Consider the following 22,312-nt stretch of genomic DNA (forward strand, 5'->3'; position numbering starts at 1 on the left):
GGGGGAAATGCTTCAGGTCTGGGTCGTCGTCATGGTGGCGCTTGGCTATATCGGTTTCCTGTTCGCCGTGGCGAGCTTCGGGGACCGGCAGCGCAGCCGCGCCTATCCTGACGGCGCCGCGGACATGGGGCCGCGCCGATCCAGCTGGCTGATGGGGCGTCTCTGGCGGCGCAAGCCCGGCGCCGTGCGACCGCTGATCTATTCCCTTTCGCTCGCGGTCTATTGCACGTCCTGGACCTTCTTCGGATCGGTCGGCCTCGCGACCCTCCAGGGGTTCGACTTCCTGACCATCTATATCGGTCCGATCATCGTCATCGCCATCTGCAGCCCGCTGCTGCTGCGGGTGGTGGAGCTGGCGAAGGCCCACAACATCACCTCGATCGCCGATTTTCTCGCGGCCCGATTCGGTAAGAACCAGGGCATCGCGGCCCTGGTGTCTGTTGTGGCCATCATTGGCTCGATTCCTTATATTTCTTTACAACTTAAAGCGGTCTCCTCCTCGCTCCTGGCGGTGATGGGTCCCCTCGGCGCGACCCCCGTCGCGCTTCCGGTGGGCGGTGATCTTGCCTTGTTCATCGCTTTCGCCATGGCCGCCTTCGCGGTGTTGTTCGGCACCCGACACACCGATGCGACCGAGCACCAGGACGGTCTGATGCTCGCGGTCGCGACGGAATCGATCGTCAAGCTGGTGGCCTTTCTGACGGTCGGATTCGCGGTGACCTTCGTCATTTTCGACGGGCCCGTCGCGCTGTGGTACGCGGCCCGCGAGTCGGGGGCGACGGGCCCGTTCGAACGCGGTATCTCGCTGGAGAACTGGGTCACCATGACCGTGCTCTCCGCAGGTGCCTTCATCCTGCTGCCGCGGCAGTTCCACGTGGCGGTGGTGGAGAACAAGGGGCCGGCGGAAATCCGGCGAGCGCGCTGGCTGTTCCCGCTTTATCTCGTGCTTATTAACCTGTTTGTCGTGCCGATCGCGCTCGCGGGCATGACCCTGTTTCCGCTCGGCACGGTTGATCGCGATGTGTTCGTGCTGGCTGTGCCGCTGTCGGCCGGACACGAATTTCTTGCCATGCTGGCCTTCGTCGGCGGCCTTTCCGCCGCCACCGCCATGGTGATCGTCGAGACGGTGGCCCTGTCCATCATGATTTCGAACGACCTTGTGATGCCGTTGCTGCTCCGCCGCCGCGCGTCCGGCAGCGAGGCGCAGCAATCGCCGCACGACATGGTTGGCGTGCTGCTGCTGGTGCGGCGGGCCGCGATCTTCGTGTTGCTGCTCCTTGTCTATCTCTACTATCGTACCACCGGCGAAGTGCAGCTGGCGCAGATCGGCCTCCTGTCCTTCGCCGCCATCGCGCAGGTCGGTCCGGCCTTTGCCGCCGCCTTGTTCTGGCGCCGCGCCACCGCCGTCGGTGCGATCACTGGCATCGTGGTGGGCATGGCGATGTGGGTCTATACTCTGCTGTTGCCGAGCCTTGTGGATGCGGGCTTGTTTTCACAGACGGTCATCGTGGATGGCCCGTTCGATATCGGGTTGCTGCGGCCCACGAGCCTGTTCGGACTGTCTGCCTCTCCGCTTGCGCACGGTGTCGCCTGGAGCCTCGGGCTCAACGCGCTCTTGCTGTTCGTGGTGTCGCTCCTGACCAAGCCCTCGGCGATCGAGCAGGTGCAGGCGGGGCTGTTCATGGCGCGCGACCAGACCCTGGTGCGCCCGGCCTTTCGCCGCTGGCGCTCGTCGGTGACCGTGGAGGAGTTGATCGCCACCGTTGCCCGCTATCTCGGTGAGGAGCGGGCGCGTTCGGCTTTCGCCAGCTTCGCGCGCGAACAGGGGATCTCGCTCGACCCCAAACGGGAGGCAGATGCGCAACTGGTCCGGCATACCGAGCATCTGCTCGCCTCGGCCATCGGCGCGGCGTCCTCGCGGCTGGTGTTGTCGCTTCTGCTGCGCAAGCGCGCGGTCTCGACCAAGGCGGCGCTGCGGTTGCTGGACGATGCCTCCGCAGCCATCCAGTACAATCGCGAACTGTTGCAGACCGCCATCGACCATGTCGGCCAGGGTATCGCCGTGTTCGACCGCGAATTGCGGCTGGTATGTTGGAACCGTAGGTTTGGCGAGATGCTGGATCTGCCGTCCGAGTGTTATGCTGTCGGCGTGGCGCTGCGCGAGATCCTGATCCATTCCCAAATGGAGGACGAGGAGGCGCCGAGCGACCTCGACCAGCGGCTTATTCGCTATACCGCCCAGAACGGCCCTTGCCAGGAGCGCCTGCGCCACGGCGGCATGATGATCGAGGCGCGCTCCGATCCGCTGCCGGATGGCGGCATCGTCGTGACCTTCACCGACATCACGGCCTCGGTGAATGCCGAGATGGCCCTTGAGCGCGCCAACGAGACGCTGGAGCGGCGCGTCCGCGAGCGCACGGAAGCGCTGGAAGACCTCAACCAGGCGCTGGAGAAGGCCAAGGCCAGCGCGGACGACGCCAATCTCTCCAAGACGCGGTTCCTCGCCGCTGCAAGCCACGACATCCTCCAACCCCTCAATGCCGCGCGCCTGTATGTGACCAGCCTGGTGGAGCGTGCGCGCGGCCCCGAGGAAGGCCGGCTTGCCGCCAATATCGATTCCTCGCTGGAGGCGGTCGAGGAAATCCTGGTCGCGCTGCTGGACATTTCGCGCCTCGACAGCGGCGCCATGCGGCCAGAGATCGCTCCGTTCCGCATCGGCGACATGCTTAAGCAATTGGAGTTGGAATTCGCGCCGCTCGCGGCCGAAAAGGAATTGCAGCTCGCCTTCGTGCCGTCTTCGCTGGCAGTGCGATCGGATCGCCGGTTGCTACGGCGTCTGCTGCAGAACCTCATCTCCAACGCCATCAAATATACGCCGCGAGGCAAGGTGCTGGTGGGCTGCCGCCGTCGCAGGGGGAAGGTGCGCATCGAGGTGATCGACACCGGCCTCGGCATTCCGCGCTCGAAGCACAAGCTGATCTTCCAGGAGTTCCAGCGTCTCGACCAGGGCGCACGGGAGGCGCGCGGGCTCGGGCTCGGCCTTTCCATCGTCGAGCGCATCGCTCGGGTGCTGGCGCATCCCGTCACCGTGCGCTCGGCGGCTGGGCGCGGATCCAGCTTCGTGGTGGAACTGCCCATGGCAATGGCGTTGCCGGAGGAGGATGTCCAGCAGTCGCGGCCGGCGCGGGCGACCGCACCGCTCGACGGTCTGTGCATCCTCGCCATTGACAACGAGCCGGCGATTCTGGACGGCATGGAACTGCTGCTCACCGGCTGGGGCTGCAAGGTGATCAAGGCCGCAGACGTGCAGACCGCCCTGCGCGAGGTGCGCGCCGCCAAGGCGCGGCCGGACGTGTTCCTGATCGATTATCATCTTGACGGCGGCCACGGCATCGATGCCGTGATGAGCCTGCGCTGGAAGCTCGGCAAGATGCCGGCCATCCTCATCACCGCCGATCGCAGCCGCAAGGTGCGTGACGCCGCCGCGGCGGTGGATATGGCGGTGCTTCACAAGCCGTTGAAGCCGGCGGCGTTGCGCGCAATCCTCGCGCAATGGCGTTTGTCCCGCGCCGCAGCTGAATAGATTTTATCATTAATATTTGATGAATATCCCCAATGGTGGACAGGGCCATTGGATGATCTTGCTTCGCCCCCAACTCGGACAAATAATCGCCCCGATCTGCAGGCGTTCTTGGTGCGTCACGGCAGTCGGGTGTTTACGCAAATGCGTGAAACATTCCGAAATATTTGCCGGGACAGCATCGATACCGTTTCAGTTCCCTTAACGTACCTGGAGATCGCCATGACCTTCACGATTCATGTCCCGATCTTTCCCTTGCGGCGGGAAATCATGCTGCGCAAGCAAAGCAAGGGGATGGCGGCGACGACGTCTTCGAGCGCGCCAAGGACACGCTCGCGAGACGAGGACGGCTTTCTGGCGCTTGAGATGCTCCCTATGGACGAACTGGATTCTCTCGGGCGCAGCGCCCATCGCCGCCGCCGCAGCTGATCAATCTCATTCCTGCGCGCAGTGCCCCTTGAGGCGGGGCGCCACATGCGCGGTGCGTGGCGTCCGGCGGGGCGATCCGGTAAGGTTCGGCGCAAACACCGTCCCCCCGTTTGCCGGAAGCCCTGATGCAAGCCTCTTCGCAAGACCAGCCCGACACCCATTTCGGCTATCGCACGGTGCCGTTGGACGAGAAGCAGACGCTGGTGGACGAGGTGTTCCACAAGGTCGCTCGCCGTTATGACATCATGAACGACTTCATGTCCGGTGGTCTGCATCGGGCGTGGAAGGATGCCATGGTCTCCAAGGTGCGCCCGCCCCAGGGCAACCGGCCGTTCCGCCTGCTGGATCTTGCCGGCGGTACTGGGGACGTTTCGTTTCGCGTCGTGGGCGCGGGCGGGGAGGGGACACGTGCGGTGGTGGCCGACATCAATCGTGAGATGCTGGCCGTGGGTCGTGAGCGGGCGGAAAAGCGCGGCCTTGCCGACAAGGTCGAGTTCGTCGACGCCAATGCCGAGATTCTGCCGTTCGCGGATGCGAGCTTCGACGCCGTCACCATCGCTTTCGGCATTCGCAACGTGCCGCGCATCCCGCTCGCCTTGTCCGAGATGAAGCGCGTGCTGAAGCCGGGCGGCCGGGCGCTGGTGCTGGAATTTTCCCGCGTCGACGTGCCCCTGCTCGACAAGATCTATGATTTCTATTCGTTCCGCGTCATCCCAGAACTTGGCCGCCGGGTGGCGGGGGAGGCGGAGCCCTATCAATATCTCGTCGAATCCATACGCCGCTTTCCCCCGCCGGCAACTTTCGCGCAGATGATGCGCGATGCGGGATTCGGCCGGGTGGAATTCACGCTCATGACCGGCGGCGTCGTGGCGCTGCATTCCGGTTTCCGGATTTAAGCCAGTTCGTTCTTCCGCGTCCCTCGGGGAGCGGGAAGGACAAAAGGATGTGCGTGTGATCTTTCTCCTCGCCGATGCCACCCGCCTGCTGCGGGCCGCCTATGTGCTCGCCCGCGAAGGGGTGCTGAGCTTCGTGCCGCCGCTTGCGGTGCCGCCGCCCGCCCGCCCGCTGCTGAAGCTCGCGCGCCTGATCGCAAGGCCCGACGCCGGCCCGCGTTCCGCGCGCCTTGCGGCGGCGCTGAGCCGGCTCGGTCCCTCTTATGTGAAGCTCGGCCAGTTCCTGGCGACCCGGCCGGACGTGGTCGGCCCCTCTATCGCCCGCGATTTGGAGGTGCTTCAGGACCGCATGCCTGCCTTCGGCCAGGCGGTGGCCGAGGCGACGGTGGCGGGAACGCTGGACCGGCCCGTGTTGGTCGCCTTTGCCGAATTCGGCCCGGCGGTTGCGGCAGCCTCGATCGCGGAAGTCCATCGCGCGGTGGTGGACGAGGACGGCGTGCGCCGCGATGTGGCGGTGAAGATCCTGCGGCCCGATATCGGCCGCCGCTTCGGTTCCGATATGGCGACCTTTCGCCGGGTTGCCGCTTTCGCCGAGCGCGCTTCCCCGGAAGCGCGGCGCTTGCGCCTTGAAGCGGTGGTGGAGACCCTCGCCCGCTCGGTGAGCATGGAAATGGACCTGCGCCTCGAAGCCGCCGCCTATGCGGAACTGGCCGAGAACACGCGCGATGATGCCGAGATCCATGTTCCCGCGGTCGACTGGGACCGCTCCGGACGCGAGGTGCTGACCACCCAGTGGATTGACGGCATCAAGCTGTCCGACCGCGCGGCGCTGGAAGCGGCGGGCCACGATCTGAAGGCGCTGGCGCGGATTGTCATGCAATCTTTCTTGCGGCAGGCCATGCGCGACGGCTTTTTCCATGCCGACATGCATCCGGGAAACCTGTTCGTGGACGTGCAGGGGCGCCTCGTGATCGTCGACTGCGGCATCATGGGGCGGCTCGGGGCGCGCGAGCGGCGGTTCCTGGCGGAAATTCTCTACGGCTTCATCACCCGCAACTGGCGCCGCACCGCGCAGGTGCATTTCGATGCCGGATATGTGCCGCGCCATCATTCAGTGGAGGACTTCGCCCAGGCCATCCGCGCCATCGGCGAGCCGATCCATTCCCGCGCAGCCGAGCAGATTTCCATGGCGAAGCTGCTCTCTTTGCTCCTGGAGGTGACCGGCCTGTTCGACATGAAGACCCGCCCGGAACTGCTGCTGCTGCAGAAGACCATGGTGGTGGTGGAGGGGGTCGCGCGCTCGCTCGATCCGCAGCTCAACATGTGGACCACGGCGGCCCCGGTCGTGGAGGACTGGATCGCCCGCAATCTCGGTCCGGTTGGCCGCATCCAGGAGGCCGGCGGGGCAATCGGCGAAGTGGGCAGCTTCCTCGCCGATGTGCCGGATCTGCTCGGCCGCGCCGGCCGGGTCGTGACGCAACTGGACGAAGCCACCCGGGACGGCCTGAGTCTCTCGCCCAAGACGCTCGAAGGCATTGGCCAGGCAGAGGCGAAGCGGGCCTTCTGGGGCAATGCGGCGCTTTGGGTGATTGCGCTTTCTTTGCTGGTGATTGCGCTGAAATAGGCGGGGGCGGGGTCCCTCTGCCGGGTGCGGGGGCGGCGCGGTCAAGGAGTGAAGAGGACCGGCATCGGCGATGCCCCGTGCCTTTTCTGTTGATTTCCTGCTATCCCACCCACTATCCGCGCGCGGAGATTGGGTCCCATGCTGCATGAACGTCGTATCCTACTGATCATCGGCGGCGGCATCGCCGCCTATAAATGCCTGGATCTGATCCGACGGCTCAAGGAGCGTGGCGCGACGGTACGAGCCATTCTCACCCCCGCCGCCAAGAACTTCGTGACTCCACTCTCGGTTGGAGCGCTCACTGGCGAACGGGTATTCAGCGACCTCTTCGATCTCACCGCCGAGCATGATATCGGCCATATTCAATTGTCGCGCGATGCGGACCTGATCGTGGTCGCGCCCGCGACGGCCGACCTCATGGCCAAGGCGGCCAACGGCTTTGCCGACGATCTCGCCACCACAGCCTTGCTGGCCACCGACAAGCCGGTGTTGATGGCGCCCGCCATGAACCCGCGCATGTGGGCCCATGCCGCCACCCGTCGCAACGTGGCGCGGCTGCGAGAAGACGGGGTGTATCTGGTCGGCCCCAATTCGGGCGCCATGGCCGAGCGCGGTGAATTCGGCGAGGGGCGCATGGCCGAGCCGCTGGAACTGCTCGCCGCCATCGAGGCCCGTTTCTCCGATCAGGGTGCGCTGTTGAAGGGCCGCCGACTCCTCATCACGTCCGGTCCAACCTTCGAACCCATTGATCCAGTGCGCTATATCGCCAACCGCTCGTCCGGCAAGCAGGGCCACGCTATCGCGACAGCGGCGGCCGCCGCCGGCGCCGAAGTGGTTCTGATCAGCGGTCCGGTGGCGTTGCCGGATCCGCGTGGGGTGCGCGTCGTGAAGGTGGAGAGCGCGCGAGAGATGCTCGCGGCCGTGGAGGAAAACCTGCCCGTCGACGCCGCCGTTTTCGCGGCTGCGGTCGCCGATTGGCGGGTCGCCGGCGCCTCCGGCCAGAAGATCAAGAAGGGGGATTCTGGCACGCCTGACCTTGCCCTGGTGGAGAATCCCGACATCCTCGCCTCCATCTCCCGTCATGGCACGCTGCGGCCGCGCCTCGTGGTGGGTTTTGCCGCCGAGACGCAGAATGTGGTGCCGCATGCTCAGGCGAAACTTGCCCGCAAAGGCTGCGACTGGATCGTCGCTAATGACGTCTCGCCGCAGACCGGCATCATGGGCGGCGATATCAACACCGTGCATCTGGTGAGCGCCGATGGGGTGGAGGACTGGCCGTCCGCCACGAAGACCGAGGTTGCGCGCCGCCTTATCGCCAGGATCGGCGGGGCTCTGGCGGGAGGAGACTCATGAGCAAAACAATCGGCGTTTCGGCGCAGCGCCTGCCCCACGGGTCGGATCTGCCGCTGCCGGCTTACGCCACCGCCGCAGCCGCCGGCCTGGACCTCATGGCGGCCGTTCCTGCCGACACCCCCCTGGTGCTGGCGCCTGGCGCGCGCGCCGCTGTGCCCACGGGTCTCGCGCTCGCATTGCCCGTGGGTTTCGAAGGACAAGTCCGCCCACGCTCGGGGCTCGCTCTGAAATTCGGCGTCACCGTGCTCAACGCCCCCGGTACGATCGATGCCGACTACCGTGGTGAAGTGCGGGTTCTTCTGATTAATCATGGGGATGAGCCGGTGGAGATCAGCCGTGGCATGCGCATTGCCCAACTGGTCGTCGCGCCTGTGACGCATATTCTGCTGGAAGAATCCGGCAAATTAGAAGAAACTGCACGCGGCTCCGGTGGTTTTGGGTCGACAGGGCTCGACGGGGCGCACGTATCGAGATAGCCACAGCCCCATGCCGCGTTTATCCGACAAAAGCCTCCTCGCCATTGCCGCCGTGGTGGACGTCGCCGTCCATGCGCGGGGCGTTCCCGTTGCCGCCAAAGCCCTGGCTGCCCGCCACGGCCTGCCGCCCCGCCGGCTGGAGCCGGTGCTACAGGCATTGGTGCATGCCGGCGTGCTGAAGGGCGTGCGCGGCCCGCGTGGCGGCTATGAGCTGGCGCGGGAAAGGCGCCGGGTCTCGGTTGCCGAGATCGTCCGCGTCGTGGAAGGCGCAGAGGAGGAAAAGGAGATCATCCTGCCTCCGCTGGTGCTGGAAGTCGTTCAGCCCGCTGTCGCCTCCGCCGAGGACACCTTCGACAAGGCGCTCGACACCGTGACACTGGAAGATCTCTGCCGCGCCGCCGACGACAAGGGGCACGGCTCCGAGCACGACCGTATCGATTTCACCATTTGAACCCGGGCGCCGTTCTCCACGCGGGCGCGGCGCAAGAAGACTGATCGAGGGAGACATCCGATGGCAGAAGCGGCACACAAGCCCGCAGGCGAGGCGAGCCCCGGCCGAGGGCGGGTGTATGATTCCATTACCCAGACCATCGGCGACACGCCTCTGGTGCGCCTCCAGCGTCTGCCGCAGCTCCGCGGAGTAAAAGCTGAGATCCTCGCCAAGCTGGAGTTCTTCAACCCCATCGCCAGCGTCAAGGACCGTATCGGTGTCGCCATGGTGGACGCCATGGAAGCTGCGGGCGCGCTCGACGCCGACACGGTGATGGTGGAGCCCACCTCCGGCAACACCGGCATCGCGCTCGCCTTCGTCGCCGCAGCGCGGGGCTACCGGCTGATCCTGGTGATGCCGGAATCCATGTCGGTGGAGCGTCGCAAGATGTTGGCCCTGCTCGGCGCCGAACTGGTGCTGACCCCGGCCAATCTCGGCATGAAGGGCGCTGTCGCGAAGGCAGAGGAATTGCTGCGCGAGCTGCCCAAGGCTGTCATGCCCCAGCAGTTCAAGAACAAGGCGAACCCCGCCATCCATCGCAAGACCACCGCCGAGGAGATCTGGAACGACACCAAGGGTGCGGTGGACGTTGTGGTCTCCGGCGTCGGCACCGGCGGCACCATCACCGGCATTGGCCAGGTCCTGAAACCGCGCAAGGCGTCGCTGCGCATGGTGGCGGTGGAGCCGGAGGACAGCCCGGTGTTGTCGGGCGGCCAGCCCGGCCCGCACAAGATCCAGGGCATCGGCGCCGGCTTCGTGCCGGAAGTATTGGACCGTAGCGTGATCGACGAAGTGGTCACCGTGGGCAACCAGACCGCCTTCGATACCGCGCGCGCTCTCGCCCGCTACGAGGGCATTCCCGGCGGCATCTCCTCTGGCGCGGCGGTTGCCGCGGCGCTGGAGCTGGGCGCCCGTCCGGAATATGCCGGCAAGGTGATCGTGGCCATCGTGCCTTCCTTCGCCGAGCGCTATCTCTCCACCGCCCTGTTTGAAGGGCTCTGACGCGCGGCGCCGTCGGCCGCGGCGGCGCCTTCTCCCCACTGCGGGCCTTCGTTACAGTCGAGCGTGATTCGGCCAGGGCCGAAGCGCGCCCAAATGCGGGTGCTTGCTCAAGGAGGCCGCGGGAGCGCATGGCGAGTGAAGTGGCCGGCCAGGTCCCGAGGGGCGGTGCGTGGTGCGCGATATCTGCTTCGCGAGCGCCGACTGCCGCCCGCCGCGGCCTGCTGCTGCGCGCGCTGCTCTCTTCGGTTGCGCTCGCTGGCAGTTCCGGCGCTGCCTCGGCCGCAAGCCTGAGCGGACTTTCTCCCGGCGATTACCTGTTTGCCGCCGTGGGCCTCGGCAGCTGCGCCGCTGCTGTATTCATGGCAATTTCCTGCAGCCTTTGGTGGGCGCGTGTGTCCCGCCGCGAGAAGGCGGCGCTGCGCAGTGCCGCCTATGCGCGGGCTGACGCCTATGCGGTCAAGAGCCTGCTGGCCGGCGATACACTCGGCACGGTCCTCTGGGTGGTTGGAGATCCGCATCCCCATCTCCTTGGCAACGCAACTGTGCTGGAAGTCCAGATCAATCGGACAGCCAAGCCGGGCGACGCGGACATGCTCGACCTTGCCCCCTGGCTCGGTACTCCGGCCGCCGCTGCGCTGGTCGTTCCCCTGGAGGCGCTGCGTGGACAGGGGAGGGCCTTTACGCTGACCATTGCCGGCACTGACGGAGCGCAGTGGATAGCCGAAGGTCGCGCCCACGATGGCAGCCGCATGCTGAGCATCCGCGGAGCCCCCGTCGCGGGGGGTGACACGACGCGCCAGCAGGACGAGGCGGCTGCACGCGGCATCTTCGCCACGCTGTTTGCTGCGGCGCCGTTCCCAGTATGGCTGCGCAACGTGACTGGGGCGCTGCTGCGAGTGAACCCGGCCTTCGCCCAGGCGGTCGGCGCGCCATCGCCGGAGGAGGCAGTGGCGCGGGGCATGGAATTGCTGGACCATTCGGCGCGAGAGGCAGCCGGCGCGATCCGGCGGGAGGGCCGTCCCTACCAGGCGCGTGCGCGCCTCGTGGCCGGCGGTCGTCGCCGCGTCCTGGATGTGCTGGAGGTGGACGATCCCGCCGGCGTCGGCGGTCTCGCCATCGACATCACCGAGGCGGAAGCGGCGCGCACGGAGGTGGAACACACCATCATCGCGCACCGCCGCACGCTCGACCAACTGGCCACAGCCGTCGTCATGTTCGGCGCCGACGAGCGACTCATGTTCCACAATTCGGCCTATGAGCGCCTGTTTGACCTTGATGCCGTCTTCCTGGACGAGCGGCCGACCGAGAGCGAGGTGCTCGAGCATTTGCGGACCGCGCGCAAGGTGCCGGAGCAGGCCGATTTCCGTGCCTGGCGGGAGCAATTGCGCGAGGCCTATCGGGCGCTCGAGCCGATCCACGACTGGTGGCACATTCCCGATGGGCAGATGCTGCGGGTGGTGGTGACGCCCAATGCGGAAGGCGGCATCACCTATCTGTTCGAGGATGTCTCCGAGCACATTGCGCTGGAGAGTCGCTATAATAGTTTGATCCGCATCCAGGGCGAGACGCTGGACGGGTTGGCCGAGGCTGTGGCGGTGTTCGGCAGCGACGGCAAGCTGCGCCTGCACAATCACGCTTTCCTCTCGCTATGGTCGCTGAGTGCGCAGGCGCTGGCCGACAAGCCGCACATCGATGCCGTTGCGGCCATGTGCAGGCCGCTGCATGCGGATCTCGAAAGCTGGTCGCGCATCCGCGCCGTGGTCACCGCTCTGGAGCATCGCAGCGGCACGCAATTGCGCATGGATCGCGCCGACGGCCTGGTGCTCGATGCCTCGGCCCAGCCGCTGCCGGACGGCGGGGCCCTCCTGACCTTCCGCAATGTCACCGACAGCGTGAAGGTGGAGCGCGCGCTCATCGAGCGCAACGAGGCGCTGGAAGCGGCGGATGCGCTGAAGAATGCGTTCGTCGGCCACGTCTCCTACCATCTGCGCACGCCGCTCAATACGTTGATCGGCTATGCCCACATGCTTGGCGAGCCCACCATCGGCCCGCTGAACGGAAAACAGCTCGAATTCCTCGACCATGTGCGCCAGTCCTCGGACGCGCTGCGGGCTCTGATCGATGATATCCTCGACCTCGCCAGCATCGATGCCGGCGCCATGGCGCTGGATCTCGGCGAAGTCGACGTGCGCTCCGCGCTGGAGGCGGTCGGCGAGGCGGTGCGCGATCTGCTGGCGGAGCGGCAGGTGTCGCTGCGCATCGACGCGCCTGCGGACATCGGCACCTTCACGGCCGACGGCCGCAGAGTGCGGCAGATCCTGTTCAACCTGCTCTCCAACGCAATCGCGGTCTCCCCGCCGCAAGGCGCAGTGACCCTCACCGCGCGTCGGGCAGAGGGCGCGCTGACGCTGGAAGTGCGCGACCAGGGTCCCGGAGTTCCCGGCGAAATCGCCGGCAAGGTGTTCGAGCGTTTCGAGACCCACGGCGCGGGCGCGCAGGGGGGCGGAGTCGGGCTCGGCTTGTCCCTTGTGCGCTCTTTCATGGAATTGCACGGCGGCTCGGTCTCTCTCGGCACGGCCGACGGCGGCGCGCTGGCCGTGTGCCGGTTTCCCCTTGCGGCCACGGGCCACGACGAGGCTGCACCATGAGCCCCCTGATCGCGCGTGTTCCAGGCCTAGCCAACGCGTTCCGCATCGATCTGCCGGATCTCGCTGCGACCGACCAGTTGGCGGCTCTGCTCGTTCCCTGGCTGGCTCCCGGCGATCTTGTCGCGTTACGCGGCGACCTCGGCGCGGGCAAGACCGCGTTTGCCCGCGCCTTGGTGCGGGTGCTGGCGGGCGAGCCTGAGCTGGAAGTGCCGAGCCCCACGTTCTCGGTGCTAGTGAACTATGAATTCGCGCGCGTGAAGGTGGTGCACGCGGATCTCTACCGCGTCGAGGACCCGGACGAACTCGATGAGCTCGGCTGGGAGGAATTGTCCGAGGATGCGATCGTCATCGTCGAATGGCCTGACCACGCGGCCGAGCGGCTGGCCGTGGATCGGCTGATCATCGACTTCGATCTTGCGCCCGAGCTCGGGCCCGAGGGCCGGCGGGCGATCCTGTCCGGCAGCGGCGCCTTCATCGAGCGCCTCGACCGGCTGCATGTCTCCGAACTGTTGATCGATGCCTCCGGCTTCGGCGCGGCGGAGCGGCGCTATATGCAGGGCGACGCCTCCAGCCGCTCCTATGCCCGCCTCGTGCTGCCCGATCGATCGGCCGTGCTGATGAATGCGCCGCGCCGGCCTGACGGCCCGCCGATCCGCCGCGGCCTGCCCTATAGCCGCCTTGCGCATCTGGCCGAGGACGTGCGGGCCTTCGTCGCCGTGGCCCGAGGCCTGCGCGCGCAGGGTTTTTCCGCGCCCCAGATCTATGCCGCCGATCTCGATCGTGGCTTGCTGGTGATCGAGGATCTCGGCGACGGCGGCGTGCTGGAGGGCAATCCGCCCGAGCCCATCAGGGCACGTTACGAACTGGCGATGGACGTGCTCGCCGCGCTGCATGGCCGGTCCCTGCCGAGCGTGCTCCACATCGCCCCGCAGAGCGAATACGTGCTGCCGACCTATGGGGTCGAGGCGTTCCTGATCGAACTGGAGCTGATGCTCGACTGGTACCTGCCGTTCCGCAACATCCGCATTGATGCGGTGGTGCGCGACGAATTCCTGCTGCTCTGGCGCAATGCGCTGAGTCCGGTGCTGGACGAGCCGCACACGTGGGTGCTGCGCGACTATCATTCCCCCAACCTGATTTTTCTGCCGGAGCGCGAAGGGCTCCAGCGCATGGGGCTGATTGATTTTCAGGACGCGGTGCTCGGGCCGGCGGCTTATGACGTGGTTTCTCTGGCGCAGGACGCACGGGTGGACGTCTCGGAAAATCTCGAGCTGGCGCTCATCGGCCATTATGTCGCCCAGCGCCGCGAGGCAGATCCCACGTTCGATGCCCGCACCTTCGCGCACCTCTATGCGCTGATGGGTGCGCAGCGGGCGACCAAGATTCTCGGAATTTTTACCCGTCTCCACCAGCGCGACGGCAAGCCGCAATATCTTCGTCACCTCCCTCGGATTAGGCGTTATCTGTCGCGCTGTCTCGGGCACCAGGACCTCGGTTCGCTGCGCATGTGGTACGAGGCGGTGTTGCCATCCAAGGACCTTCAGACGTGACGACCGTTCAAAAAGCCATGGTGCTCGCCGCCGGGATGGGCACGCGCATGCGTCCGCTCACCGAAACCCGCCCCAAGCCGCTGGTGGAGGTCGCCGGGCGTCCTCTGATCGACCATGTCCTTGATCGACTGGAGGCCGCTGATATCGGCGAGGCGGTGGTGAATGTGCATCATCATGCCGATCTGCTGGAGGCCCATCTGGCCACCCGCACCGCGCCGCCGCATCTGCACATCAGCGATGAGCGCGGCCTGCTGCTGGAGACCGGCGGCGGCGTGAAGCACGCGCTTCACCTGCTCGGCGATGCGCCGTTCCTGGTGATCAATTCCGATACCATCTGGATCGAGGGCGTGACGCCGAACCTGGTACGCCTGCGGAACCAGTTCGACCCCGCCCGCATGGACGCGCTGCTGCTGGTGGCGGCAAGCGCGCTCTCCATCGGCTATGACGGCACCGGGGACTTCACCATGGATGCCGAAGGCCGGCTCGCGCGACGCAGCGAGCGCATGATTTCTCCCTTCGTCTATGCCGGCGCCTGCATCCTTTCTCCCGCTTTGTTCGCCGACACGCCGCAGGGGCCGTTCTCACTTAACCTCATCTTCGACCGCGCCGCTGAGACGGGCCGTCTATTCGGCCTGCGCCTGGAAGGCGTGTGGATGCATGTCGGCACCCCCGACGCGATTCCCGCCGCAGAAGAGGCGATCCGCCGCTCGAGCGATTAGGTGCGTGGCCGGTAAGCCGGCGCTGATGTTTGGCGGCGGCCGATTCCACGGCCCTCAGCTTTCGGCCGTTTTCGCATCGAGCCAGACGCCGGCCGCCATCAGCAGGGCTTCGATCCCGGCGCCGTGGGTCGGGTGGATGAGGGGGGCGAAGTTCGGCGCGTGATTGCCGGGCAATGTGTCGCCCTTGCCTGCGGCCACCGCCGCCGCGAATTGCTGTGGATCCGTGCCGCCCATGCACCCGCGCCATTGCGCAGCACCCCGACGACGCCAGTGCCGCCGACGCCCGTCGTCACTTCATAGCCGAAGCGCTGAAGCCAGGCTGCGGCGATGCCGGCGCTGCGATGCTCATGCATGGAGAGTTCGGGATTGGCGTGCAGGTCCCGGTAGACCGCTTCAAGTTCGGCGAGGAGGCCTTCCGAAGGGGCGGATATCATTGGAAGGAGTCTCCCATCGCCTCGCACACGAAGCCGTGGTGACCATCGGCGGCCAGGGCGCTCAGTTCGAGGCCGAGCCGCAAGGCCAGCACGGGCGGGAGCGCGTCCGGATGTTCGAGCAACGCCAGCAGCAGGTCGAGGAGATGGCGACGATCGCGCGCCTCGGTGGAGGACGGGGAGCAGCGGGGGCAGACATGGGAAAGCCGGCCAGTTGCAATGCCGCCGAATGGTCCGGGCGTCGAAGGTGGGGTTTGCCAAACCAAGGATGATGCACGCATGTCCAGCCTTCCACGCAGGACGTACGGTGTGGCCCCGATACGTGGCAGGCAAATCCGCTGGCTGACATAGGGACTGAGGCCACGACGGGGTCGCGGGTGTATTGCGCGAACGGCTTGCGACTCGTTCCCCCAACGTGAAAGGTGAGCAAGGCGTGCCCGCGAGCTGGCACGTCTTGCTCGGGCGATCATGACGCAGGTTTTTTCCATCCCCACTTCGGCGCCGTTCCTGCCCACGTTGGCGCGCGCTTTGCTGGATGGGGAGCTGGTGCCGGGCTTCGCGCCGCGCGGCGATCCGCTGGCGCTGGCGTCCACCACGCTCTATCTGCCCACGCGCCGCGCCGGGCGGCTGTTCGCCGAGGCGTTGCTTGCGGAAAGCGGCGGGGAAGCGCTGCTGCTGCCGCGCATCGTACCGCTCGGCGACGTGGATGAGGATGCCCTGGCATTCGCCGAGGAAGCGCCGCTGCTCGCCCCGCCGCGCGCAGTGCCGGGGGTGCATCGGCGCGTGGCCCTCGCCGCGCTGGTGGAGCGCTGGCGCGATGCTCTGGCCGAAGGAGCGGGGCAGGCGGCGGTCGCGGCGGGCCCTGCGGCGACCGTGGCGCTTGCCGACGAGCTTGGCCGCCTGTTCGATCAGATGAGCACGGCGGGCATCGATTGGGGGCGCCTCGACGGTCTCGCGCCCGAGGAACATGACCGCTATTTCGAGATAAGTCTGGATTTCCTGCGCATTGCCCGGCGCGCGTGGCTCGCCCATCTGGACGCGCTGGAGCTGGTTGAACCGGCGGTGCGGCGCGACGTACTCGTCGGCGCGGAAGCCGCCCGCCTGGCCCGGCTCGGCTTAGGGGCGGGGCCGGTGATCGCCGCCGGCTCCACGGGTTCGCTGCCAGCCACGGCGCGGCTGCTTGCGGCCATCGCCCATCTGCCACAAGGCGCCGTGGTGTTGCCGGGGCTTGATCGAGACGCAGAGGACGATGCTTTTGCACTGCTGACCGCCGAGGCGACACAGGCGCCGGACCATCCCCAATACGGCCTTGCCCATCTGCTTCCCATTCTCGGCGTCGAACGCCGCGACGTGGTGGAGCTTGGCCCGCGTAAACATAATGGGCGCGAACGCTTGCTCAGCGAGGCCATGCGGCAGTCGGAAACCACCGACCGCTGGACCTTGCTCGCCGCGCGCCTGCCGGAGCCGGACCTCGACGCGTCCCTGGAGGATCTCACCCTCATCGCCGCGTCCGATCCGCGCGAAGAGGCCCTCGCCATTGCCCTGGTCCTGCGCGACACTCTGGACCGGCCCGGCGAGACGGCGGCCTTGGTGACGCCTGACCGAGACCTTGCCCGCAGGGTGGCTGCCGAACTGAACCGCTTCGGCATTTCCATCGATGATTCCGCCGGCGAGCCGCTGGCGGAGACCGCGCCCGGCCGGCTGGCGCGGCTTGTGGCTTTCGTGGCGGCGCAGGCCTGCGCGCCGGGGCCTTTGTTCGCTCTGCTGACCCATCCGCTGGCGCATTTCGACCTCGGTCCGCAGCCAAAGCGCGATGCGGTCGCGGCGTTGGAGCTGATCGCGCTGCGCGGCCCGCGTCCGCGCGCCGGCATCGAGGGACTGAGGGCAGCCGTCACGGCCTTTGATCGCGATGCGCTCCACCGCACCGACCCGCGTCGCCGCATTGCGGATGCGGACATTGTGGCGGCCTCCGATCTGGTGGGGCGTCTCGGCGATGCGCTGGCGCCGCTGTTCGCCTGCACCGGCAAGGCGCCCCTGCCGGATCTTGTGGCCGCCCACCGCGCCGCTTTCGAGGCCATCGCCGGTCCGCTCAATCCCGCGCATGACGATCCGGCATTCGCCGCACTCGCGCACGCCTTCGAGGAGATTGCGGCAGGTGCCGCGGACGGCCCGGACCTGCGGCTTGAGGATTATGCCGAGACCGTTACGGCCCTGTTCGCCGACCAGATGGTGCGCCCGCCACAGCAGGGGCTGGAACAGGTGCGCATCCTCGGCCCGCTGGAGGCCCGCCTCGTCCATGTGGATCGCATCATTCTCGGCGGCTTGGTGGAGGGCGCGTGGCCCCCTCAAACCCGCACCGACCCTTGGCTGAGCCGTCCCATGCGGGCGGAACTTGGCCTCGATCTGCCGGAGCGGCGCATCGGCCTGTCGGCCCATGATTTCGTGCAGGGGTTCGGCGCGCGGCAGGTGGTGCTGACCTTTCCCGGCAAGGTGGCGGGCACGCAGACGGTCGCCTCCCGCTTCCTGCAGCGCCTCGCGACCGTGGTGGGCAAGGCGCGCTGGGCGGCGGTGCAGGCGCGCGGCGAGAGCTGGCGCCGCGCCGCCGCGAGCCTCGATCAAAGCGCGCGCGTGCCGCGTGCGGAGCAGCCCGCGCCGGCGCCGCCGGTCGAACTGCGGCCGCGCCAGTTGAGCGTCACTGAGATCGAGACCTTTCTGCGCGATCCTTATTCCATCTTCGCGCGCCATGTGCTGCGCCTTCAGCCGCTCGACCCGCTGGATGCGACGCCGGGCGGCTCCGAGCGCGGCAGCGCGCTTCATGAGGCACTCGGCACCTTCACCGCCGCTTTTCCCGAAGCTCTCCCGGCGGATGCGTTGGATCAGCTTCTGGCCCACGGCCGCAAGGCATTCGCGCCGCTGGCCGTGTTTCCCGCCGAGCATGCGGTGTGGTGGACGCGGTTCGAGCGGGTCGCCGGCTGGCTGGTCGCCTATGAGCGCGAGCGACGTGAGAGCTTGCGCCGGGTGGTGCCGGAAGTGTCCGGCCGCCTGGACATTCCTTTGCCGAACGGACCGTTCCGCCTGACCTGCCGGGCCGACCGCATCGACGTGCGCAAGGATGGGCGCCTCTCGATCCTCGATTACAAGACCGGCACCGCGCCGAGCACGCGGCAGGGCTCCACTTTTTCGCCCCAGCTTCCGCTGGAGGCCGCCATGGCCGCACGCGGCGCCTTCCGCGACGTGCCGGGGTCCGAGGTGGAGGACTTCCGCTATGTGGAGCTGAAGGGTGGCGCCGAACCGGGGCGTGAGAAACCGGGGGTCCACAAGGATACCAACGCCACCCAGATGGCGGACGATGCGCTTGCCCGCCTGAAGGAGCTTCTGCTCGCTTTCGAGGACCCCGCGCAGGGCTATCGCGCGCTCGCTGCCCCGCAATGGCGCGGGCGTTTCGGTGCCTATGACCATCTGGCGCGGGTGCGCGAATGGGCGCTCGGCGGGGAGGAGGGCGAGGCATGAGCGATCAAGCGCAGAGCGCCAATGCCGCCAAGGCCGATGCCACCCGCCGCCAAAGCGAAGCCTCCCATCCGCAAAGCTCGGCCTGGGTGTCGGCCAATGCGGGCTCCGGCAAGACTCATGTTCTGGCGCAGCGCGTGGTGCGCCTGCTGCTTTCCGGCACGCCGCCGGGACGCATTCTCTGCCTCACTTATACCAAGGCGGCGGCGGCCAATATGGCCAATCGCGTGCTCGATATTCTCGGTCGCTGGGTGGGCCTGAGCGATGCCGAACTCGACCGCGAACTCGTCCGGATCGACGATCGCCCGGCCAATGGGGACCTGCGCGCCCGCGCGCGGCGGCTGTTCGCGGCGGCGCTGGAGACGCCGGGCGGACTGAAGATCCAGACCATCCACGCCTTCTGCGGCGGCCTGCTGCATCGCTTTCCCTTCGAGGCCGGCGTCGCGGCGGGCTTCTCCGAGCTGGACGATGTGGGCCGGCTCGATTTGATGGCGCGCATCCGCTCGGATCTGATCGTGGATGCGACCTCGACGCCGCAAAGCGCGCTCGGGCGGGCGCTCGCCGCGCTGATCGAAAGCCTGTCCGATGCTGGCGTCGTGGCGCTGCTAGAGGCGGCGGTGGACGCGCGCGCGTCGATCGAGCCACTTGGCGGCGATCCCCTGGCACGGCGTGCGGCGGTGGCGCGGGTGCTCGGCATCCAGCCCGACGAAACCCCAGCGCGGGTGCGGCAGGAGATGCTTTCCAGCCCCGATGTGCCGCGCAGCGAATGGGCGAGCATCGCCGCCTGTTTGCGCGAAGGGACGACCAGCGACCGGGGGCTCGGCGATCAGCTCGCGCTTGCCGCTTTCGCGGGATCTGACGCAGAGGCGGTGGCGGCCTATCTCGGCGTGTTCCTCACCGACAAATACGAGCCGCGCGCCACCTCGCGCTTTCTCACCAAGGGCCTACGCGCCGCCTATCCCGAGCTATGCGCCCGCCTGGACGCGGAAAAAGAGCGCATCGCCGGTCTGCTGGACCGCCTGCGGGCGGCCGAAACCTTGGCGCGGACCGATGCGGCGTTGACCCTTGGTGCGGAAGCCTGCCGGCGCTATGCGGCGCAAAAGGCCATGCGTGGCGTGCTGGATTTCGACGATCTGATTGCCCGCACCGCCGACCTGCTGAACCGGGTGCCCGCCTCATGGGTCCATTTCAAGCTCGATCGCGGCATCGACCATGTGTTGGTGGACGAGGCGCAGGACACCAGCCCCGAGCAATGGAAGGTGGTCGAAGGACTGATCGCGGATTTCTTCTCCGGCGAGGGTGCGCGCGAAGGCCTGACGCGCACCCTGTTCGTGGTGGGCGATGAGAAGCAGTCCATCTTTTCATTTCAGGGCGCCGATCCGCGCACTTTCGGCGATATGCATGCGCGCTTTGCCGGCGCGGCGGGGCCGCAGGATTTCCACAATGTCAGCCTGCCCCATTCCTTCCGTTCGGCGCCGGGGGTGCTGGAGGCGGTGGACGCCATCTTCGCGGGCGCGGCTGCACGCGCCGGTCTGACGGGCGACAATTCACCCCCGGTGCATGCGGCCATTCGCGCCGATGCGCCCTCTCTGGTGGAAATCTGGCCAACGACCGTTCCCGCGCCCAAGCCAAAAGTGGATGATTGGCGGCGTCCCCTGGATGAGGTACCGGCCGACGATCCCGTCAACATGCTCGCCCAGCGCATCGCGGCCTTCGTGCGACAAGGCATTGCCGCGCGCCTCGCCATTCCTTCGCGGGGAGGGCGTGCCATGCAGGCCCGGGACGTGCTGGTTCTGGTGCGTCGGCGCGGCCGCTTGTTCGAGGCCGTGATCCGGGCGCTCAAGGCCGCTGGCCCCGGCGTGGACGTGGCTGGGGCCGACCGTCTCGTCATCGCCGATCATATCGCCGCCCTCGATCTGATGGCGTTGGGCGATGCGCTGCTTTCGCCCGACGACGATCTTGCCCTCGCGAGCGCTCTCAAGAGCCCGCTGTTCGGCTTTACCGATGAGGATCTGATCAAACTGTGCCCGCCGCGCGCGGGGCGGCTGAGCGATGCGTTGGCCAGCGAGGCGGGGCGGTTTCCCCATTGGGACCTTGCGGCATCGCGGCTTGAGCTGTGGCGGCAGGAAGCTCCGCTGCTGCGACCGTTCGATTTCTATGCGCGTGTGCTCGGGCGCGACGGCGGGCGGCGGTCCATGTTGGCCCGGCTCGGGCCGGAGGCGGCGGATGTGCTGGACGAGTTCATGGCACTCGCGCGCACCTATGAGAGCACCGAACCGGCGACCTTGGCAGGATTCCTCGCCTTCCTGCGACGCGGCGGGGCCGAGACCAAGCGCGACATGGAGAGCGGGCGCGACGAGGTGCGCGTCATGACCGTGCACGGCGCGAAGGGGCTGGAAGCGCCGATCGTGATCCTGGCCGACACGGTGGACGTGCCCAAGGCGCGCAGCGCCGGCGGATTTTTGGCCGTTACGGGTGGAAGCGGCGGCACCATTCCCGTTCTCGCCGGTCGCAAGGAAGATGGCCCCGCTGTGCTCGGCCTCGCGCGCGCGGCGGCGCAGGAGCGTGAACGGGAGGAATATCGCCGCCTGCTTTATGTCGCCCTCACGCGCGCCGAGGATGCGGTGATTGTCTGCGGCGCCGAGACCCGCGTTCCCGGCAAGGACAAGGCGCACGCACGGCCGGAGGGGTGCTGGTACGACCTCGTGCGCGATGCCCTGGCCGAGGCGGCCATAGAGGTGGAGGAACCCTATGCCCAGGGCCCGGTGCTGCGTTGGCGCAAAGGCGAGGGGCTCGGGCCATCGTTGGAGCCATCCGTCCCCGCTGCTCCGCCGCCCGCCGAAGCGGCGCGTCTGCCCGACCTACGGCCGCCGCCGCGGACGGCACTGGTGCGGCCCTCGCAGTCTGAACCGAAAAGGCCCTATCCTGAAGGCACGGTGCCAAGGCCAAAACCCGCGGACGGAGCGCTCGACCCCATTCTGCGCGGCGATCTGATCCATCGCCTGCTGGCGGGGCTTGCCGGCGTTGCATCGACGCAGCGGGCGGCGGCGGCGGCGGGCCAGATGCTGCGGCATGTCGCCTCGACCCTGGCACCGGAGGTCCACGACGCCCTCGCGGCGGAAGCGCTGGGCGTGCTCGACCATGCGCGGTTGGCGGAACTGTTCGGCGCCAGCAGCGTGGCCGAGGTGCCCATCGTCGGCCGGTGGACCGCGGCGAGCGGCAGGCCGGTCTCGGTTTCCGGCCGTATCGATCGGCTGGCGGTGATGCCGGGCCGCATCCTGCTGGCGGATTTCAAGACCGACTCCGTGCTGCCGCGCAGCGCCGCGGAGATTGACAGCGCTTATGTTTCCCAGCTTGCCATCTATGGCGAGGTGGTGCGGCGCGCCTTCCCCGGCCGTGTGCTGGAGGCCCTGGTGGTCTATACGCACGGGCCGTTGGTCCATTCCCTCGCGCCCGAGCAACTCGCCCTCGCGCTCGCGGCGATTGATCGCCCATAGGCCGTTCGTGACCTTCGGGCAGTCGTCACGAGGGCGCGACTTGCCTTGACGGGAGGGGGAGGGGCTACCTACGTTGGGTCCACATCGGGATTCCCCCTTCGCCCCCTTCGAGG

The 22,312-nt window shown here is 67.5% G+C and carries 15 protein-coding genes; 13 read left to right on the plus strand and 2 right to left on the minus strand.

The window, feature by feature from the left end; all coding sequences use genetic code 11:
- Positions 1-7: 7 nt before the first annotated feature.
- The 11 genes from V5F77_RS16420 (at position 8) to V5F77_RS16470 (ending at position 14,764) form a co-directional block, all read left to right on the plus strand.
- The gene (locus V5F77_RS16420; protein ID WP_429006437.1) at positions 8-3,583 is read left to right on the plus strand and encodes a PAS domain-containing hybrid sensor histidine kinase/response regulator; all 3,576 of its coding nucleotides are present in this window, start codon (positions 8-10) and stop codon (positions 3,581-3,583) included.
- A gap of 48 nt (positions 3,584-3,631) precedes the next feature.
- Positions 3,632-4,009, plus strand: a complete 378-nt coding sequence (locus V5F77_RS16425; RefSeq protein ID WP_429006438.1) for a hypothetical protein — start codon at positions 3,632-3,634, stop codon at positions 4,007-4,009.
- A 125-nt stretch (positions 4,010-4,134) separates the two neighbouring features.
- On the plus strand, positions 4,135-4,905 hold the full coding sequence (ubiE, locus tag V5F77_RS16430) for a bifunctional demethylmenaquinone methyltransferase/2-methoxy-6-polyprenyl-1,4-benzoquinol methylase UbiE (protein WP_429006439.1): 771 nt from the start codon (positions 4,135-4,137) through the stop codon (positions 4,903-4,905).
- A gap of 55 nt (positions 4,906-4,960) precedes the next feature.
- A complete protein-coding gene (ubiB, locus tag V5F77_RS16435; RefSeq protein WP_429006440.1) occupies positions 4,961-6,526 on the plus strand; it encodes a 2-polyprenylphenol 6-hydroxylase in 1,566 nt (521 codons plus the stop codon).
- A gap of 138 nt (positions 6,527-6,664) precedes the next feature.
- A complete protein-coding gene (gene coaBC / locus V5F77_RS16440) occupies positions 6,665-7,879 on the plus strand; it encodes a bifunctional phosphopantothenoylcysteine decarboxylase/phosphopantothenate--cysteine ligase CoaBC (RefSeq protein WP_429006441.1) in 1,215 nt (404 codons plus the stop codon).
- Positions 7,876-8,355 carry a dUTP diphosphatase gene (gene dut, locus V5F77_RS16445; RefSeq protein ID WP_429006442.1) on the plus strand — a complete coding sequence of 160 codons (480 nt, stop codon included), beginning with the start codon at positions 7,876-7,878 and terminating at the stop codon, positions 8,353-8,355. The genes coaBC and dut overlap by 4 nt, the downstream gene beginning before the upstream one ends.
- Positions 8,356-8,365: 10 nt before the next feature.
- On the plus strand, positions 8,366-8,806 hold the full coding sequence (locus V5F77_RS16450) for an RrF2 family transcriptional regulator (protein ID WP_394041348.1): 441 nt from the start codon (positions 8,366-8,368) through the stop codon (positions 8,804-8,806).
- A 60-nt stretch (positions 8,807-8,866) separates the two neighbouring features.
- Positions 8,867-9,847, plus strand: coding sequence for a cysteine synthase A (gene cysK / locus V5F77_RS16455; RefSeq protein WP_429006443.1), 981 nt, complete (start codon positions 8,867-8,869; stop codon positions 9,845-9,847).
- A gap of 128 nt (positions 9,848-9,975) precedes the next feature.
- Positions 9,976-12,495: a PAS domain-containing sensor histidine kinase gene (locus tag V5F77_RS16460; protein ID WP_429006444.1), complete on the plus strand. Its 2,520-nt coding sequence runs from the start codon at positions 9,976-9,978 to the stop codon at positions 12,493-12,495.
- Positions 12,492-14,045 (plus strand): tRNA (adenosine(37)-N6)-threonylcarbamoyltransferase complex ATPase subunit type 1 TsaE, encoded by a 1,554-nt coding sequence (gene tsaE, locus V5F77_RS16465; RefSeq protein WP_429006445.1) that lies wholly within the window; start codon positions 12,492-12,494, stop codon positions 14,043-14,045. Before V5F77_RS16460 ends, tsaE begins: the two co-directional genes overlap by 4 nt.
- Before the next feature lie 17 nt (positions 14,046-14,062).
- On the plus strand, positions 14,063-14,764 hold the full coding sequence (locus V5F77_RS16470) for a nucleotidyltransferase family protein (protein WP_429006466.1): 702 nt from the start codon (positions 14,063-14,065) through the stop codon (positions 14,762-14,764).
- Positions 14,765-14,818: 54 nt separating this feature from the next.
- Here V5F77_RS16470 and V5F77_RS16475 read toward each other — a convergent pair whose 3' ends face one another.
- Both V5F77_RS16475 and V5F77_RS16480 read right to left on the minus strand, forming a co-directional pair.
- The gene (locus V5F77_RS16475) at positions 14,819-14,998 is read right to left on the minus strand and encodes a hypothetical protein (protein WP_429006446.1); all 180 of its coding nucleotides are present in this window, start codon (positions 14,996-14,998) and stop codon (positions 14,819-14,821) included.
- A gap of 196 nt (positions 14,999-15,194) precedes the next feature.
- Complete coding sequence (locus V5F77_RS16480; RefSeq protein ID WP_429006447.1) at positions 15,195-15,476, minus strand: hypothetical protein; 282 nt, start codon at positions 15,474-15,476, stop codon at positions 15,195-15,197.
- Between the two features lie 187 nt (positions 15,477-15,663).
- On the opposite strand from V5F77_RS16480, the gene addB reads away from it, so the two are divergent.
- Positions 15,664-18,705: a double-strand break repair protein AddB gene (gene addB / locus V5F77_RS16485; RefSeq protein WP_429006448.1), complete on the plus strand. Its 3,042-nt coding sequence runs from the start codon at positions 15,664-15,666 to the stop codon at positions 18,703-18,705.
- Complete coding sequence (gene addA / locus V5F77_RS16490; RefSeq protein WP_429006449.1) at positions 18,702-22,199, plus strand: double-strand break repair helicase AddA; 3,498 nt, start codon at positions 18,702-18,704, stop codon at positions 22,197-22,199. The genes addB and addA overlap by 4 nt, the downstream gene beginning before the upstream one ends.
- Positions 22,200-22,312 lie beyond the last annotated feature (113 nt).

The sequence above is a fragment of the Roseixanthobacter psychrophilus genome, from assembly GCF_043195195.1.
In the GTDB taxonomy this organism is placed as follows: domain Bacteria; phylum Pseudomonadota; class Alphaproteobacteria; order Rhizobiales; family Xanthobacteraceae; genus NCEH01.

What these genes read in the sequence shown, in the direction of transcription:
- V5F77_RS16420 (WP_429006437.1), top strand. Translation starts at nt 8, where the DNA reads ATGCTTCAGGTCTGGGTCGTCGTCATGGTGGCGCTTGGCTATATCGGT.
- ubiE (WP_429006439.1), top strand. Translation starts at nt 4,135, where the DNA reads ATGCAAGCCTCTTCGCAAGACCAGCCCGACACCCATTTCGGCTATCGC.
- coaBC (WP_429006441.1), top strand. Translation starts at nt 6,665, where the DNA reads ATGCTGCATGAACGTCGTATCCTACTGATCATCGGCGGCGGCATCGCC.
- dut (WP_429006442.1), top strand. Translation starts at nt 7,876, where the DNA reads ATGAGCAAAACAATCGGCGTTTCGGCGCAGCGCCTGCCCCACGGGTCG.
- V5F77_RS16450 (WP_394041348.1), top strand. Translation starts at nt 8,366, where the DNA reads ATGCCGCGTTTATCCGACAAAAGCCTCCTCGCCATTGCCGCCGTGGTG.
- cysK (WP_429006443.1), top strand. Translation starts at nt 8,867, where the DNA reads ATGGCAGAAGCGGCACACAAGCCCGCAGGCGAGGCGAGCCCCGGCCGA.
- V5F77_RS16460 (WP_429006444.1), top strand. Translation starts at nt 9,976, where the DNA reads ATGGCGAGTGAAGTGGCCGGCCAGGTCCCGAGGGGCGGTGCGTGGTGC.
- tsaE (WP_429006445.1), top strand. Translation starts at nt 12,492, where the DNA reads ATGAGCCCCCTGATCGCGCGTGTTCCAGGCCTAGCCAACGCGTTCCGC.
- V5F77_RS16470 (WP_429006466.1), top strand. Translation starts at nt 14,063, where the DNA reads ATGGTGCTCGCCGCCGGGATGGGCACGCGCATGCGTCCGCTCACCGAA.
- V5F77_RS16475 (WP_429006446.1), bottom strand. Translation starts at nt 14,998, where the DNA reads ATGGGCGGCACGGATCCACAGCAATTCGCGGCGGCGGTGGCCGCAGGC.
- V5F77_RS16480 (WP_429006447.1), bottom strand. Translation starts at nt 15,476, where the DNA reads ATGCGTGCATCATCCTTGGTTTGGCAAACCCCACCTTCGACGCCCGGA.
- addB (WP_429006448.1), top strand. Translation starts at nt 15,664, where the DNA reads ATGACGCAGGTTTTTTCCATCCCCACTTCGGCGCCGTTCCTGCCCACG.
- addA (WP_429006449.1), top strand. Translation starts at nt 18,702, where the DNA reads ATGAGCGATCAAGCGCAGAGCGCCAATGCCGCCAAGGCCGATGCCACC.